At 44.4% G+C, this 17,319-nt stretch carries 8 protein-coding genes; 1 reads left to right on the top strand and 7 read right to left on the bottom strand.

Translation table 11 applies throughout. From position 1 onward, the window contains the following. Positions 1–81: 81 nt before the first annotated feature. The 7 genes from bglX to H6571_09335 form a co-directional block, all read right to left on the bottom strand. Positions 82–2,331 (bottom strand): beta-glucosidase BglX, encoded by a 2,250-nt coding sequence (gene bglX, locus H6571_09305; protein ID MCB9323916.1) that lies wholly within the window; start codon positions 2,329–2,331, stop codon positions 82–84. 13 nt (positions 2,332–2,344) lie between these two features. After that, entirely contained in the window at positions 2,345–3,289 is a 945-nt protein-coding gene (locus H6571_09310; protein MCB9323917.1) for a family 16 glycosylhydrolase, read from the bottom strand. 356 nt (positions 3,290–3,645) lie between these two features. Then, the gene (locus H6571_09315) at positions 3,646–4,512 is read right to left on the bottom strand and encodes a hypothetical protein (protein MCB9323918.1); all 867 of its coding nucleotides are present in this window, start codon (positions 4,510–4,512) and stop codon (positions 3,646–3,648) included. Positions 4,513–4,548: 36 nt separating this feature from the next. Continuing rightward, positions 4,549–6,066, bottom strand: a complete 1,518-nt coding sequence (locus H6571_09320; GenBank protein MCB9323919.1) for a RagB/SusD family nutrient uptake outer membrane protein — start codon at positions 6,064–6,066, stop codon at positions 4,549–4,551. Positions 6,067–6,115: 49 nt separating this feature from the next. Beyond that, the gene (locus H6571_09325) at positions 6,116–9,199 is read right to left on the bottom strand and encodes a TonB-dependent receptor (GenBank protein ID MCB9323920.1); all 3,084 of its coding nucleotides are present in this window, start codon (positions 9,197–9,199) and stop codon (positions 6,116–6,118) included. 77 nt (positions 9,200–9,276) lie between these two features. Further along, entirely contained in the window at positions 9,277–11,136 is a 1,860-nt protein-coding gene (locus tag H6571_09330; protein ID MCB9323921.1) for a T9SS type A sorting domain-containing protein, read from the bottom strand. A 178-nt stretch (positions 11,137–11,314) separates the two neighbouring features. Then, positions 11,315–14,233 carry a two component regulator propeller domain protein gene (locus H6571_09335; protein MCB9323922.1) on the bottom strand — a complete coding sequence of 973 codons (2,919 nt, stop codon included), beginning with the start codon at positions 14,231–14,233 and terminating at the stop codon, positions 11,315–11,317. A gap of 346 nt (positions 14,234–14,579) precedes the next feature. On the opposite strand from H6571_09335, the gene H6571_09340 reads away from it, so the two are divergent. Continuing rightward, positions 14,580–14,849: a tyrosine-type recombinase/integrase gene (locus H6571_09340; GenBank protein MCB9323923.1), complete on the top strand. Its 270-nt coding sequence runs from the start codon at positions 14,580–14,582 to the stop codon at positions 14,847–14,849. The last annotated feature ends 2,470 nt before the right edge of the window (positions 14,850–17,319 follow it).

Here is a 17,319-nt window from a genome sequence, read left to right on the forward strand (position 1 = left end):
GCAATTTTCTGTTACAGTAACGGGTCAGGTATCAGTGAAAATAACCTGACCCGCCTAACTTATGAAAAATCAACAATTATTTTATTCCAGGGTGAAGGACTGCTTCATCAAATCTCTTGAATTCCCCCCTGCCATCACTTCAAAGATTCCAGGTTCCACCACAAACTGACCCTCGTTGTTATAAAAACCAAGTTCTTTTTCCGTTAGCGTAAATCGGATTACCTTACTTTCTGCGGGTGCCAGTTCCACTTTTTCAAATCCCTTAAGTTCCTTTACCGGCCTGGTCACACTGGCGAAAAGATCCCTGATATATAACTGAACCACTTCCTCTCCTTTAACTTTTCCTGTATTTTTCAGGGTAACTTCCACCTCAACCCGCTGGTTTTCCGAATCAACGCTAACCTTAAATCCTGAATAGTCAAATGTGGTATAACTCAGGCCATAACCAAACGGGTAAAGCGGGTCATTGGACTCGTCGGTGTAGTGGGACCAGAATACATTATTTTGCAGGTACGGCCGACTGCCGTTTTTGTGATTGTAATAAATAGGCACCTGGCCAACTGCTCTCGGAAAAGTCATCGGCAGTTTTCCCGCAGGATTATAATCTCCGTACAAAACCTGGGCAAGGGCATTACCCGTTTGGGAACCCAGCTGCCAGGCTTCTACAATGGCAGGAATATGCTCATCAGCCCATGGAATGGCCAATGGCCGGCCGTTCATTAATACCAAAATGATATTTTGATTAACCGCATAAACAGCTTCCAGTAATTCCTGTTGCAATCCCGGAAGTCCGATATCGGTCCGACTTCTCCCCTCTCCTGACTGAAAACCATGTTCTCCCAACACCAGGATGGCCACATCCGCCTTTTTTGCCAACGCTACGGCTTCCTGTATTCCGGTGCGATCTGTAGTGTTAATATCCAGCTCGTGAATAAAGTGGGGTTGATTTTTGACGAAGGTCACCCCTTTTTGGTAATCCAGTTTGTTGCCCTCATAAATCATCAGGCCCTCTTTTACCGAAACAGCGGTATTGTCATCAGAGGCCAGTCTCCAGCTTCCGAGCGGGCTGTTTTTATCATCCGCCAAAGGTCCTATTAAGGCAATATTCAGCCCTTTTTTTGCCAAGGGCAATAAGTTGTTTTCGTTTTTCAGCAGCACAATGGATTTTTTCGCCATATCCAGTACAGCCTCCATGTGATCGGGGTGATAGATCAATGTTTTTTCTCTTTCTTCGCTGCAGTATTTATAAGGATCTTCAAATAAGCCCAATTCAAATTTTACGCGCAAAATTCTTCGGACAGCGTCATCAATTTTGGACTCGTCCACCTTTCCTGCTTCAACAAGTTCTTTCAGATATCTGACATACAAATGGGATTCCATGTCCATATCCGATCCGGCATTGGCCGCAAGTTCCGCTGCATGAGATCCGTCAGCAGCATATCCATGGGAGTTCATCTCTGCAATAGATCCCCAGTCAGAAATTACAAACCCCTGGAAGTCCCATTTCCCTTTCAGAATTTCTCTTTGTAAAAAGGGACTTCCTGTTGCCGGTACTCCGTTGAGTTCATTGAAGGAATTCATAAAGGTTCGGACACCTGCGTCGGAAGCTGCTTTAAAAGGAGGAAAAATTATATTATACAAAGTGGAAAGTCCAACATCCACCGTATTGTATTCTCTGCCTGATTCAATAAATCCATACGCGGCAAAGTGTTTGGCACAAGCAATAACAGTATTGTCTGCCGCCAGGTCATCCCCCTGAAAACCGCGGATTCTGGCCTGGCCAATCATGCTGCCCAGAAAAGGATCCTCTCCGGCCCCTTCCATCACTCGCCCCCAGCGCGCATCCCTGGAGATATCCACCATTGGAGCAAAGGTCCAGTTGATCCCCGCCGCTGATGCTTCGATGGCTGCTACTCTGGCCGATTGCTCAATAGCTTCGAGATCCCAGCTTGCGGCTTCTGCCAAAGGAATAGGAGCTATTGTTTTGAATCCGTGAATCACATCAAAACCAAAAATCATCGGAATGCCCAAACGTGAATTTTCAACAGCCATTTTTTGCATTCCCCTCACTTGCTGGGCGCCTCTTACATTGAGCATGGACCCAACCATGCCTGTTTTTACATGATTGTATTTATTTTTTCCAGCCCCAAAAAGCGGGGCGGGTCCGGTAGGATCAAAAAATCCGCTGTACTGATTCATCTGGCCGACTTTCTCTTCCAGGGTCATTTTTGATAAAAGGGTTTCAACTTTAGATTCAATGGTTTTGTCCTGTGCAGACAGCAATGCCGACACCAGCAGCATTATCCAAAGTGTAAAATTTCTTTTATTCATCTGTTCTTAAAATTTACAACTCTTGAAAAACGCGTACATAATCAACGATCATTTGCTGAGGGAATACCGTTGTTCCATCCGGGCTACCCGGCCAGTTTCCCCCGACAGCGACATTAAAAATGAAGAAGAATTTATCGTTGAAAGGATAAGCTCCGGGGACATCAGCATTGGTAATGCTGAAAAACTGGTTGTCATCTACCAGCCATTTTATGGAATTGGGTTCCCAAATAAGGCTAAACACATGATACTCATCGGAAAAATCTCCTCCGTTTAAGGTGTACGACTGGCCGACATGATTGCTGTACCCTTGTCCCTGTGCACCTGAATGGATGGTTCCGTAAACGGTTGAAGGTTGATGCCCTATTAACTCCATAATATCTATCTCTCCACAGGCAGGCCACCCAACGGACGAAATATTGGTTCCCAACATCCAAAGAGCCGGCCAAATGCCTTGCCCTTTCGGTAAAATGGCGCGGATATCCACGCGTCCGAACTGGAAGAGTTGTTTGTTTTGGGTGACTATTCTGGCAGAAGTATATTGTTTTCCCTGGTAAGATTCTTCTTTTGCTTCTATCACCAGGTTACCATTAGACAAAAATGAATTTTGCGGTCTGTCGGTATAATATTGCAATTCATTATTGCCCCCGCCATCACCATTTACTTCGTACGTCCAGTCCTCCATATTCAAGGCTGTACCGTTAAATTCATCTCCCCAAACCAACTCATAACCCGTATAACTTTCGGGAGTGATGTAGCCGTCCTCAGGAATATCGATATAGGTATCATCGTTCCGGATGGTGCCCAGGCCTTCGCCATTCACAATGGTGGCATTTACAGGATTGGACAATACTACCTTGAATTCTTCGTCCTGTTCCTTGATAATATCCCCAACGATTTCGACTTCTATATACCCTTCCCTTGCCCCTGTGGGAATGATCAGGGTACCGGAAGTATAGATAAAATCAGTGGTTTCTCCGGCGGTAATCTCCTCCGTTGCGAAGTCAACTTTTATCTCACCGCTGTAATCTGCACTTGTGGAAACTTTAAAAGAAAAAACAGAATTTTCCTGTCCCTCAAAAAGCGTCACACTGGAAATGGAAATTCTCGGAAAATCCGTTGAAGGTGGCGTGACATTATCGTCGGCACAAGAAAAAAAACAAGCTGCGACCATACAGCACACTAAAAGAGTTAACCTCATCATCGTCTTTTTTTGATTGGAACAGGAAAATAGCCAGGACAAATTTTCAGTCGGCTATTTTCCCGTTCTCCATTATAAATTTGATACTCAAAAACCTTTTTACTAATTTTTATATCTTATTGAGCCACCAGCGTAAAACGCCATACGGAGCCTCCCAGGTCAGCATAAATCACCATACGGGTTGCGCTGATCGACGAGATACTGTAGGTTACGGACGGTTGAGGCGTAGTCACCTCTCCTGTTGTTCCTACCTTGTACAACCCGATAAAAGCACCCTCTCCGCTAACCGTTAACGAACTACTCGTCACGCTAAAGGTGTGCATGCCTGAACCCCAGGCGCTGTATTGTGCAGGCCAGTCAGCGTTGGCATTACAACCAATGGCCAATCCAAGATCAGCCGGCCAGACAACCCCGCTGCCATTCTCATCGGCCCAGAAATCCCCGTGATTGTCGTACTCAAAGGTACCGTCGGCACGGAAAATGTAATCATCGTCAAAGTGACAGTAACGCGCAGCGACATCCGCCAGGGAATTGCCCCACCACGTTTCAGTCAGGTTAGGACCGATGTGTTCGGCATTCGCTTCAGGAGCCAGTCTCCACAATTTTTCATCACAACCCGTCAGCAATTCAAAATTGCCAAAACAGGCGTTGGGATCATCCTGGGTAACGGTCAGCGTTTGACTGGCTACAGCATATCCCCCACGGTTGAAGGTGGTCATCGTCACATCGTAGGTACCCATAAACGGCATGGTCACCTCTACGAGTTCTCCTTCTCTTTTCCCGTTCCCTTCAATGGTCCACTGGGTAATAAAGGCACCCGATGTGGTATTCTCAAAGATAAAATCATTGGGTGTGTCTCCCTGGGTGATGGTAAAGGAAGGATTCGGCGGTGGGCCCAGTTCAGATTTGTCTTCCACGAAAGGCTCACAGGAAAACAAGCCAATCACCAGGAAAAACAGCATACTATATTTTAAGTAAGTCATTTTTTTTGATTTTAGTTAACTAATTTCAACTCCATTTTAATAGCCTGGATTTTGCTTGAGGTTCCCTTCGGTAATATCGATCTCCGTTTGAGGAATAGGCAAAATCTCATTCTTACCGGCGGTGAAGCCCTGGTCTCCCAGTTCTGTTGTCGCACGGCCGGAACGCACCAGGTCAAAGAACCGGTGACCTTCGGTAGCCAGCTCAAAACGACGTTCGCGGAAGATGAAATCAAGCAGAGCCTGACCAGTAAGTCCTCCGGCAGGCTGCAGGCTCACCCTAAGGCGCACCTTATTGAGATTAAAAATCGCTTTGGCATCATTTCCTCCGGCCCTTGCATAAGCTTCAGCAGCCATGAGGTACACATCTGCCAGGCGAATTTCCCGGATATTGTACCCCCAGTTGAGGGCAGGTTCTCCATCCAGTGCGCGGTCTGCTTGCAAAGGACCATACTTTTTGATGAAGTAGTTCGTATTTTGATACCCTTCGGAATAGGAAGCTCCCTGGTTTCTAAGCGCACCGCCATCAATAATGGTGTGGACAAAACGCGGGTCGTTCTGCATGGCCTGAGCCAATTTTTCCGTTACCGGACAAAAGCCATAACCCACTGCATATAGTGGTCCTACATAATCACGTATCCCAAAAAACTGCACATCGTAATTGCCTTCCGTTCCATTTTCAAAATTTCCCCAACCACCGCGTTGATTGCCGGAATAATTAATTTCAAAAACAGATTCCTGGCCGAATTCATGGCTAGTCTTGAAAATATCACCGTAGTTAGGTTCCAACGCATAATGTCCGGAATTGATGACCTCTTCAAATAATTGAGCAGCCTCAAGCATCCTGGAGTTATCATTTCGATAAAGAATTACTTTACCCAGCAATGCAGTAACAGCTCCTTTGGTGATCCTGCCCAACTCACTGGCAGAAACCGTTTCAGGCAGTTCAAAAGTATTGCGGGCATCATTCAGGTCCTGTTCGATCTGGTCGTAAACAGCCGCCGAATTGGTCTGCACCTGGTTGTAAATCTCATCGGCTGAAAGTACCTTGGTGATCAATGGAATATTTCCAAAAAAGCGAACGAGGTCGAAATAGTAAAATGCTCTGAGGAACTTGGCCTCTGCCGCCGTACGCGCCTTGAATTCATCTGATATTCCGTCTGCCTGGTCCAGTTTTTCCAAAAGCAGGTTAGCACGATAAATACCGGTATATCCTTTTTTCCACAATCCGGACTGAGGTCCGATGAAAGGATCGAGGGTAAACTTATCATAGGCAACCCAGCTGGGTTGGTCGGAAGCATCACTTCCTCCTGCATAACAATCATCGGAGGCGGCATTCAGCAGTCCCATTTTCATGGTCCATCCGTCCGTTCCACCCCACTGCAGCACATCGTAAGTGGCTACCAATGCCTGGAACAATTCATCTTCGGTTTTATAGAAATTGGTTTCCAGTGAAGTGCCTCTTGGTTCGAGTTCCAGGAAGTCTTTCCCGCAGGAAGCCAGCACGAAACTGACGAACAATAAGAGGGTATATTTATTTAAAATTATTTTTTTCATCTCTCAATTTTTAAATTAAACAGTAAAAATGATTGAAGGGTTTCCCGATCTAAAATGTTGCGTTGATCCCAAACAGGTAAAAACGTGCCTGAGGATAAATACCGCGATCCACGCCAAAACTTCCCCCACCAATTTCAGGGTCGAAACCGCTGTATTTGGTGAAAGTAAGCAGGTTATTACCGGATACATAAACACGGATCCTCCCAAAACCAATTTTACCCGTGACCAGTTTCGGCAACGAATACCCTAATTGCATGGTTTTGATACGGAAAAATGCTCCATCTTCCACATAAAAATCAGAACTGCGGCTGAAGTTTTTATTAGGATCATTCATCACCAGGCGAGGATAGGTGTCGGTGGTTCCTTCTCCTGTCCAGCGATCCAGGGCATCAGCGGTCATATTGGCCATTTGCAAATCGAAACGACGCGTGGCTTTGAATACTTCATTGCCAGCTACACCTTGTCCGAAAAATACAACATCAAATCCTTTCCAGCCCACTGATAAATTCATACCATAAGTCCAGTTGGGTGTCGGGTCACCAATCATGCCCCGGTCTTCAGGATCAATTTCGCCATTACCATTGACATCCACAAAACGGAAATCACCGGGTTTGGCATCCGGCTGGATCATGCCACCATCTGCATTGGTATAAGATGCCACCTCAGCAGCATTCTGAAAAATACCGTCGGTGGTGTAACCATAAAAGAATCCAATCGGGAAACCTACCGCGGTACGGGTAATTTCCAACCCCTGAGGGCTGAAAGTCTGTCCGGTGAGAAATTCCTTGTCTGCACCGAGATCCGTCACCTCATTTTTAATGTAGGAGATGTTTCCGGAGATGTCAAAATTAACACCGTTGAAATTATTGCCGTAACCCACTTCTAGTTCCACGCCTTTATTGGACATGGTCGCTATGTTTCCGATAGGGCCACCGTTGCCGACATAACCGGGAACGGCAATACCCAACAACATATCCGTCGTTTTCTTTTCAAAAATATCAAAAGTAACACTTACTTTTTTGAAGATTTTGGCATCAAAACCAATATTGGTCTGGGTTGTTTGTTCCCAGCGCAAATCCGGGTTAGCGATCGCATTCGGACTTACCCCATTGGTCAGCACATCATCCAGGCCAAAAGTATAATTACGTCCTCCCCCAACGGTGGAAGCATAACGGAAATCACCGATCTGGTCGTTACCATTCACACCCCAAGAACCGCGGATCTTGAGGAAATTGATCATTGGATTATTAGAAAGAAAAGCCTCTTCCGTTAACACCCAACCTACAGAAACAGAAGGGAAGGTACCGAATTTGTAATTCGCCCCAAACTTGGAAGAACCATCCACACGCATGGTAGCAGAAAGGATGTATTTGTTTTTGTAATTGTAGTTCACCCTTCCCAGGTAGGAAGCCAAAGTGCCAAGGTATTCATACCCCCAGAAAGTCTGGGTTTCGGCAGAAGTGGGATATCCAAAGGAAGCATCATTGATATTATCCACAGGAATATCTTTTATCGTCCCGCCATTGCCTTCTCCTTTGTTTTTTTCCGCCACGGTACCGGCCAGAATGCTAAAGTTATGGTCTCCTATTTGTTTGGTATAAGAAAGGGTATTTTCCCAAATCCAGTACAATCCGTTGTTTTTGTCCCGGCTGTAACTGGTGAGGTCTGCCCTGTTGGTGGTATTCAGATAGTGGACAGGAGTAAAGCCTTCTCCACCCCAGAAAGCAAGGTCTGTACCAATGCTGGACCGGAATTTCAATCCTTCGATAAAGGTAAATTCTCCATAAACATTCCCGACGATTTTATCACTCCACCCAAAACCCTGTTGGATGGAAAGAGCCGCTACAGGATTAACAACTTCGGAAGTGACATAGCTGGAGATACCGTAAGGAACGCCATCCTCATTGGTCACCACGGCAAAGTTGGTAAATATGTCATTGTTTAAAACATCGGGATCGGTTTCGAGTATTGGGGTGATCGGGTCAATGTTGACCGCCCTGCTCAGTGGAGAACCGTACTCTGTATTGGTGGCCACGCCTGATGATTTTATCCTGGAATAAGCCATGGTGTTGCCAAAAGTGATGTGATCGTTTATCTTGTGCGTCGAATTGAATCGTACGGTAAATCGCTTGTACTTGGATTGTGCATCAGACACAATACCCGCTTGGTCGAAATATCCAAAAGAAGTAAAATACTGGGACCGCTCACTACCGGCAGAGATGCTGATTTCGTGATTTTGCATCGGCGCACTTTCGTTAAATACGGCTGATTGCCAATCTGTTCCTTCGCCCAGTTCCTGTGGATTTGCAAATAATATATTGCCTCCTGACGCTACGGAGGATTCGTTCATCAAAGTCGCGTATTCCGTTGCATTCAGTAATGCCAGTTTTTTCCATGGAGCCTGGGTGCCGTAGTAAGCACTATAATTGACCTCCATCACGTCTTTTTTTCCTTTTTTGGTAGTCACCAGGATTACCCCCCCGGCAGAACGTGCGCCGTAAATAGAAGCCGAAGCCGCATCTTTCAGTACCTCGATGGATTCGATGTCTCCCTGGTTGAGGAAATCAATACCGCCCCCTACGGGAACTCCGTCAATAACATAAAGAGGTTCGCTGTTGTTGATGGAACTCGTTCCGCGGATACGTACCGTTCCTCCTTCTCCCGGCTGACCGGAGTTGGAAGTTACCCGTACTCCTGAAGTACGCCCCTTCAGTGCGTCTTCAATGCGGGTCACAGGCATATCTTCAAGATCGGCCGATTTCACCTTGGTGATCGCCCCTGTAACCACACTTTTCTTTTGTGTACCATATCCTACCACCACGATTTCGTCCAGATTGGCAATATCATTTTCCATCACCACATCAAAGATGACCTGGTTGCCCACCAATATTTCTTCGGATGAAAATCCTGTGTAGGAAAAAATCAAAACGGCATCCTTATTAGATACCGTCAATTCGAATTTTCCGTCAAAATCCGTAACCGTTCCATTTATGGTATTTTTTTCCAAAATGGTTGCGCCAAACAACGGTTCATTGCTGTTGGCATCGGTGATTGTTCCACTGACTTTTATCTGAGCGTTCAGCGATAAAGAGCCGAATAAGATCAATAAAAGTAATAGGTATTTATCTCTCATAAAATTGTTTTTTTTCTGATACAACTTCCATAAAATAGAAAGAAGAACCGGCCAGGCCGGTTCTTCTCCATTTGAAATTATCTACGATTTACTATTATCCGTTGTGTTTGTTGCTTGCCTTCAGTCTGTACATTGATGAAGTAAAGACCATCTTCAAGGTTGTTGACCTCGAGCGTATAGTGGTTTACTCCTGAAACAATATCAAGCGTTTCCACTGCCTGTCCGATGGCATTGAATATGCTCACGGTTTTAGCCGCCGTAAATGACTCCCCAAATACCAGTTTGGTTTCGTTTTGAACGACGGTAGGCTGCACACTAAAGAGTGTATTGTCCACTTCCAGATCATTTGTACCCACGGTACAGGCATCACATGTAGCCCAGAAGAAACAAACCGTGGCATCACCGGCCACTTCAATGAATCTGTTGGTGAATCCGTCGTTAGTTACCGTGCAAGGGTCTCCCTCAGTGAAAAATTCCTGGTCAGTCCATCCATCCACCTGGAATTTATACTCGTGGCCTCCTGAACCCAACGGCAGATCTATTGTCCAAATGCCATCACCGTCATCGTCAGTCAATGCATTGGCGTCAGCTGACCATCCGTTAAAGGTACCGGAAATAAAAACAGTAGTGAAGGCTGTTGAATAATTGTTCATATTGACTTCAAAAGTGATGGTACCGGCATTAGGATCGGAACAATCAGTAGTAGAGGTACAAGACGCAAAACAGGTATTAATGATGGTATCCTGCATGATAGGACCCATGTGGCGGTCGTTATATGGAGGAACGGCACAATCCTGTCCTGCAACATTTTCTTTACAGGACCAGTCAAGGCAGGCTCCGTTAGTAAAGGTAAAATCACTTGAGAATCCCAAAGGACGTTCTATGGTAAGGGTCCACACACCATCGCCATCACCATCAGAAAGAGGAAAATCTCCAGGGACTCCAAAATTGCCACCACCGGCGATGAAGAAACCATCTTCAGCAGGCGGGAAAGCCCCTTGGCCTAGATTAATGGTAATGGATACGGCCTCCCCACAGGCATAACAGCTGTTGAAACATACCGTCGGAAGTACCTGTTCGGTAGCTACCGCTAATTTCCTGTTGGTAAACTGTCCGCTAGGGTCGGTAACGGTACACAATTCGGTGCCGTTGAATTCTTCCTGTGCTGCCCATTGATCCAATTGGAACTTATACTCATAAGTACCCGGAGCAACGTTGATGGTACCTGTCCAAACACCGTCTCCATCACCATCTGACATTGGGTTGGAATCAGCAGACCAGTCGTTGAAAGTACCACTCATATAAACAGTGGTAAAACTTCCGGCATAATTGTTCATGTCCACAGACAAAGTAACGTCAACAGGATCAGAGCTACCTCCAACGATGATCACATCATCGAAATAAAAGGTCTGATCTACAGTTTCTACGATATTAAAATCGAAGAACATCGTCAGGGTAGTGTAAATGTTTCCGGCAGCCGGAGTCATAGGATCTTCAAAAGAATTGGCCGTTACATCAAAACACAGTTCTGTCCAGGTGTTTGTTTCCGTAACTTCTTGTTGCTGGATCCAGTTCGGCGGATTGCCGCCAGCTTCAAGTTTCAAGGCTACATTTCCAGGATTGGCGAACCAGACTTTCATACAAATTTCAGTTGCGGTTCCCAGATTGATCGGAATGGAAGGGTTTGGATTGGAATAAGCCCCGGCCCATGTCTGTCCATCGACTGGTTTCATAAAATTAGACACCATCGCACTGGTGTTAATTCCTGAAGCGTCAGGGTTGGCGATGACCTCTGTCAGGTTGGGTTCCAAAGAACTTCCAAAATACTGGAAAGTGGTAGAAGTTGCAGCAGTTTCAAAGTCAAGTACGACGACCTGAGCTGAAAGCATGGTGAAACCAAAAAAGAAGCACAAAGTAAAAAGTAAAAATTTTTTCATAACGATACGATACTTTAGAGATTAAAAAAATTTGATTTGATTGTGTTCTCCCAAATATAGTTTTAATAAATATTTACCCTATAATAATAAGGTACGACAATTATACTACAGTGGGTTAACCGCTTGTAAAACAGGGGGTTTTATCGTTTTTAAATCCCGAAAAAAAAATGGAGTCACATTAATTTTTTCCGTTGAATCCCGAAATATATTTCAAGAGATCATCATCGTTTCCGAGGTCCAGTCTCTTTTTCAGCCGATAGCGGCTTTGTTCGACCGCCCGGGTGGAAACATTCAAAAGAGAAGCAATCTCTTTAGTACTTAGATTGATGCGCAACAGGGTACACAAACGAATATCATTTTGGGTAAGGCTAGGGTGTTGTTCGATCAGATTTTGCACAAAACTCCGGTCCACCTGGTTGAAATACAAGTTAAATTCCTCCCAGTAATCCTCACTCCTCAGTTCCTGATCCAGCATGCGTACCAGGAGGGGAATTTTGCGATTGTTCTCCTTTTGTGATTCCTGGAGTTCCTGCTTTACGTTGGTCAGGATCTCATTCTTATGGGCCATTTGGGCAGCGGAAAACATCAGCTTGGAGTTCTTGGCGTTGACTTCTGCCGCCAGCTTATCATTACGCAATTGTAATATCTGACTTTCAGCTTCCAGCAATTGCTGCTTGTGTGTTTCCTCTCTGCGTTTAATGATAAAATAACCTCCGGAGAAAACCAGGCTGAAGAATATCAATGTACCCAGTATTTTAAACCACAAAGTTTGCCAGAAGGGAGGTTTGATAAAAATCTGCAATTGAGCTTCCGATCCTTTATAGCGGACCATAAAGGTAAAATTCCCGGGATCCAGGTTGGTATAGGTTACGCTGTTCTGACCGGCAGCCGTTTCCTGCCAATCCTTATCGAAACCTTCCATTTTATAAGAAAACTTAATTTCCTGCGGATCAGTAAAATCGATGGCGGAAAAATCAATGGAGAAAGATTTATCCAGATAACGCAACCTCACTTTTTCCGTCTCTTCAATGGAACGGTCTAAAATGACTCTGCCATCAGGCATTTCCCCTACAGGAATATTATTGTTGAAAATTTTAAACCTGGTAAAAATGATCGCGGGGGGGATATTATTTCCTTTTACCTGTTCAGGCCGAATGGTATTCAACCCGTTGATGCCTCCAAAGAATAGGCGGCCATCTTGTGCGGTAAGGATGGCCATTTGATTGAATTGGTTGTTATTTTCTCCCCCGTGGAAATGAAAATTTCGGATATCTTTGGTGGCGGGGTTGATCAGGCTGATGCCTTCAAAGAAAGTGACCCAGAGGTTCCCATGTTTATCTTCTGTGATGCCCATGACATTATTGGACAGTAGTCCTTCCTTCCGGGTAATACTTTCAAAACGGCCGTCTCCCAGCCAGCGATTCAGTCCGCCGCCTTCCGTTCCGATCCAGAGGTCTCCCCTGCTGTCCTGAAACAGGGCGCGGATCTCGTCATTACTGAGTGAAAATGGATCCTCCGGGTCAAACCGGTAGTGTTTAAAATGGCCCGTAGTTTCTTCATAAAAATCAAGCCCAAAATCCACCGTTCCTACCCAAACCTGGTTATCCCGATCAATAAAAACCTGCATTACATTTGATTCTGCCAGGGAATGGGGGTCATTGGAGTCATGGTCAAAATAGGAAAAATGCCCGGTATCCGTATCCAGAACAGAAATGCCCTCTCCAATCGTGCCGATCCATAATTTTCCGTCTTTACGCTCTGCAATAGACCAGACGTTGTCACCGCTGAGAGAATTGAGATTATAATCGTGTGTAAAGTGTTTAAAAGTAAGCGACTGCGGATCAAACATACTCATACCGGCAGCGAAGGTCCCCATCCATAAGTTCCCCCGGCTGTCTTCAAAAATGGTCTTAACGATGTTCCCTCCCGGAGAATCAGTATTCCGGGGATCGTGCTTCCAGGAAGTAAACGTAAATTGGTTATTTTCCTCATTTACACTGCTCAGTCCTCCACCATCCGTTCCGACCCAAACTTTTCCGTTTCGGGTTTGATATACCGATAAAACCGACCGATGTTCCAACTCATCGCCACGCCTTGCCCCCGGGGAAAAGAGTTCAAATCTTGTTTTGTTGGCTTTATAAATATTTAACCCGCCGTTATAGGTTCCTATCCATAAATTGCCCGTATTGTCCTGTAAAAAACAAAACAGGGCATTGCTGTTGAGGGCTGTAGACTCGCCAATTTTATAATTGAATTTCTCAAACAGGTCGGTGCCGGGGTCATAGATGTTTAATCCTCCCCCATCAGTGGCCAGGTACAGCCGCCCGTCTTCTCCCTTGCAAATGCCGCGGACTGCATTGGAACTGATCTCATGATCGCCCGCTCCCTGTTCGAAATGCCGATAACGCATACTGGCCCATTCCATCCGGTACAATCCTGTCCCTTCGGTTCCTACCCACAGGTAATCCCCGTCGAGGAACAAAATTTTCCGGTACCCCTCCATATTGGGGGTATTCGGCAGATCCACATTGCTTACGCGAAAACGATCCTCTCCTGGCGGCAGATAATTTATCCCAGCCTGTGCTGTAATCGCCCAGATCGTTCCATTGGGGTCCTCCACGACGTCAAAAACCAAATTGCTGCCAAGATCATGCTGCTCCACCGTAAACTGAATGGAAGTAAGCGTTTTGGGATTGTATTTTAAAATGCCTGCCCCAACGGTAGTCACCCAGATGTTTCCGGCCTTATCCTCGAAAAAAGAAGAAATGTCAGACCCGTTCAATATTGAAAAAGCGGGGTCTGATTGTAAATTGCGGAATCGGTCGGTTCCCTTCCTGAGAATATTGATCCCTTGTTTTTTGGTTCCCACCCAGAGGTTCCCCTCGCTATCCTCAAAAAGAGAAGAGATGATCTTTCCTACAAAACCATTTTCATCCTCCTGGTCCCCGTTGGACCGGTAAATTTCAAAGGAATAGCCATCGTATTTATTGAGTCCGTTTTGAGTACCTATCCAAATATAACCATTGTGATCCTGCCATAAAGCATAAACAGTATTATGGGAAAGGCCTTCCTTGATCGTGAGGTGATCAAAGTGCATGGGGTGACTTTCGGATTGGCCACTACTCCAATGAGCCAAAAACAAAAATCCTACAATGCAGATACAGCAATGGAGCGATCTTTTCTGAATCTTAATGATAACTGTTGATTTTTTTCAATTCAGAAAGATACGGAAAAAAATGTTTATGGTGATGGAGAAAAGGTCCTGTTTTTGAAAACAGGTCAGCGGGGGGATAGACTTTGCTGCGAAAGGGATAGATCCAATGGGACAAATCCCAATGAATTTCAGTTTCAATCCTTATTCTAATGGATGACTGACCGGTTCTTCGACCAGAGGGAGAAGATGAAAGTCCGGTGGACTTTCAAGGGAAGGAACCGCGCAGCGGGTGGGGCCTAAGTGGAAGTTTGTGACTACGCATACGGCGAGGCGTAGCGCTGCCACTAATCTGGCTTTGCAGAATGTGAATATTAAGATTATTGCGGATCTTGGGGGATGGACGGATATTCGGACGTTGAGGAGTTATTTGCGGGCTTCGGGCTTGGATTCGGCGTTGGTGGCGGGGATTTGGATTTTTTTAGGTGATTCCTCTGTTTTTCTAATCCTTTTCGCAGCTCGTGCCTCGCAAAATGTCAGGATCAGGATTTATAGGATTTGAGGATGGACAGGATTGGCTTGTGCCTCGCAATTTTCAAGAATCAAAAAACAACCTCCAAACACGGCACCTACCATCTTAAAAATTACCAATAAAAAAATTTTGCTCGTTACAAACTCCGATTGTACACGGATTGGCTCGTGCCTCGCAAAGCACAAAAGTCAAAAATCAATTCTCAAAACAAGTCAAAAAAAAACAAATATTGCTCGTTACAACCTCCAGGTTGTACACGGATTGGCTCGTGCCTCGCAAAGCACAAAAGTCAAAAATCAATTCTCAAAACAAGTCAAAAAAAAACAAATATTGCTCGTTACAACCTCCAGGTTGTACACGGATTGGCTCGTGCCTCGCAAAGCACAAAAGTCAAAAATCAATTCCCAAAACAAGTCAAAAAAAAACAAATAATGCTCGTTACAACCTCCAGGTTGTACACGGATTGGCTCGTTCCTCGCAAAGCACAAAAGTCAAAAATCAATTCTCAAAACAAGTCAAAAAAAACAAATAATGCTCGTTACAAACTCCGATTGTACACGGATTGGCTCGTGCCTCGCAAAGCACAAAAGTCAAAAATCAATTCTCAAAACAAGTCAAAAAAAACTAATATTGCTCGTTACAACCTCCAGGTTGTACACGGATTGGCTCGTTCCTCGCAAAGCACAAAAGTCAAAAATCAATTCCCAAAACAAGTCAAAAAAAAACAAATAATGCTCGTTACAACCTCCAGGTTGTACACGGATTGGCTCGTTCCTCGCAAAGCACAAAAGTCAAAAATCAATTCTCAAAACAAGTCAAAAAAAAAACAAATATTGCTCGTTACAACCTCCAGGTTGTACACGGATTGGCTCGTTCCTCGCAAAGCACAAAAGTCAAAAATCAATTCCCAAAACAAGTCAAAAAAAAACAAATATTGCTCGTTACAACCTCCAGGTTGTACACGGATTGGCTCGTTCCTCGCAAAGCACAAAAGTCAAAAATCAATTCTCAAAACAAGTCAAAAAAAACAAATAATGCTCGTTACAAACTCCGATTGTACACGGATTGGCTCGTGCCTCGCAAAGCACAAAAGTCAAAAATCAATTCTCAAAACAAGTCAAAAAAAACTAATATTGCTCGTTACAACCTCCAGGTTGTACACGGATTGGCTCGTTCCTCGCAAAGCACAAAAGTCAAAAATCAATTCCCAAAACAAGTCAAAAAAAAACAAATAATGCTCGTTACAACCTCCAGGTTGTACACGGATTGGCTCGTGCCTCGCAAAGCACAAAAGTCAAAAATCAATTCTCAAAACAAGTCAAAAAAAAACAAATATTGCTCGTTACAACCTCCAGGTTGTACACGGATTGGCTCGTGCCTCGCAAAGCACAAAAGTCAAAAATCAATTCCCAAAACAAGTCAAAAAAAAAACAAATATTGCTCGTTACAACCTCCAGGTTGTACACGGATTGGCTCGTTCCTCGCAAAGCACAAAAGTCAAAAATCAATTCTCAAAACAAGTCAAAAAAAACAAATAATGCTCGTTACAAACTCCGATTGTACACGGATTGGCTCGTGCCTCGCAAAGCACAAAAGTCAAAAATCAATTCTCAAAACAAGTCAAAAAAAACTAATATTGCTCGTTACAACCTCCAGGTTGTACACGGATTGGCTCGTTCCTCGCAAAGCACAAAAGTCAAAAATCAATTCCCAAAACAAGTCAAAAAAAAACAAATAATGCTCGTTACAACCTCCAGGTTGTACACGGATTGGCTCGTTCCTCGCAAAGCACAAAAGTCAAAAATCAATTCTCAAAACAAGTCAAAAAAAAAACAAATATTGCTCGTTACAACCTCCAGGTTGTACACGGATTGGCTCGTACCTCGCAAAGCACAAAAGTCAAAAATCAATTCCCAAAACAAGTCAAAAAAAAAACAAATATTGCTCGTTACAACCTCCAGGTTGTACACGGATTGGCTCGTTCCTCGCAAAGCACAAAAGTCAAAAATCAATTCTCAAAACAAGTCAAAAAAAAAAACAAATATTGCTCGTTACAACCTCCAGGTTGTACACGGATTGGCTCGTTCCTCGCAAAGCACAAAAGTCAAAAATCAATTCCCAAAACAAGTCAAAAAAAAACAAATATTGCTCGTTACAACCTCCAGGTTGTACACGGATTGGCTCGTTCCTCGCAAAGCACAAAAGTCAAAAATCAATTCCCAAAACAAGTCAAAAAAAAACAAATATTGCTCGTTACAACCTCCAGGTTGTACACGGATTGGCTCGTTCCTCGCAAAGCACAAAAGTCAAAAATCAATTCTCAAAACAAGTCAAAAAAAAAAACAAATATTGCTCGTTACAACCTCCAGGTTGTACACGGATTGGCTCGTTCCTCGCAAAGCACAAAAGTCAAAAATCAATTCTCAAAACAAGTCAAAAAAAACTAATATTGCTCGTTACAACCTCCAGGTTGTACACGGACAAAAGCCGAGGGCTCCAG

The organism is Lewinellaceae bacterium, assembly GCA_020636105.1.
Lineage (GTDB): Bacteria > Bacteroidota > Bacteroidia > Chitinophagales > Saprospiraceae > BCD1.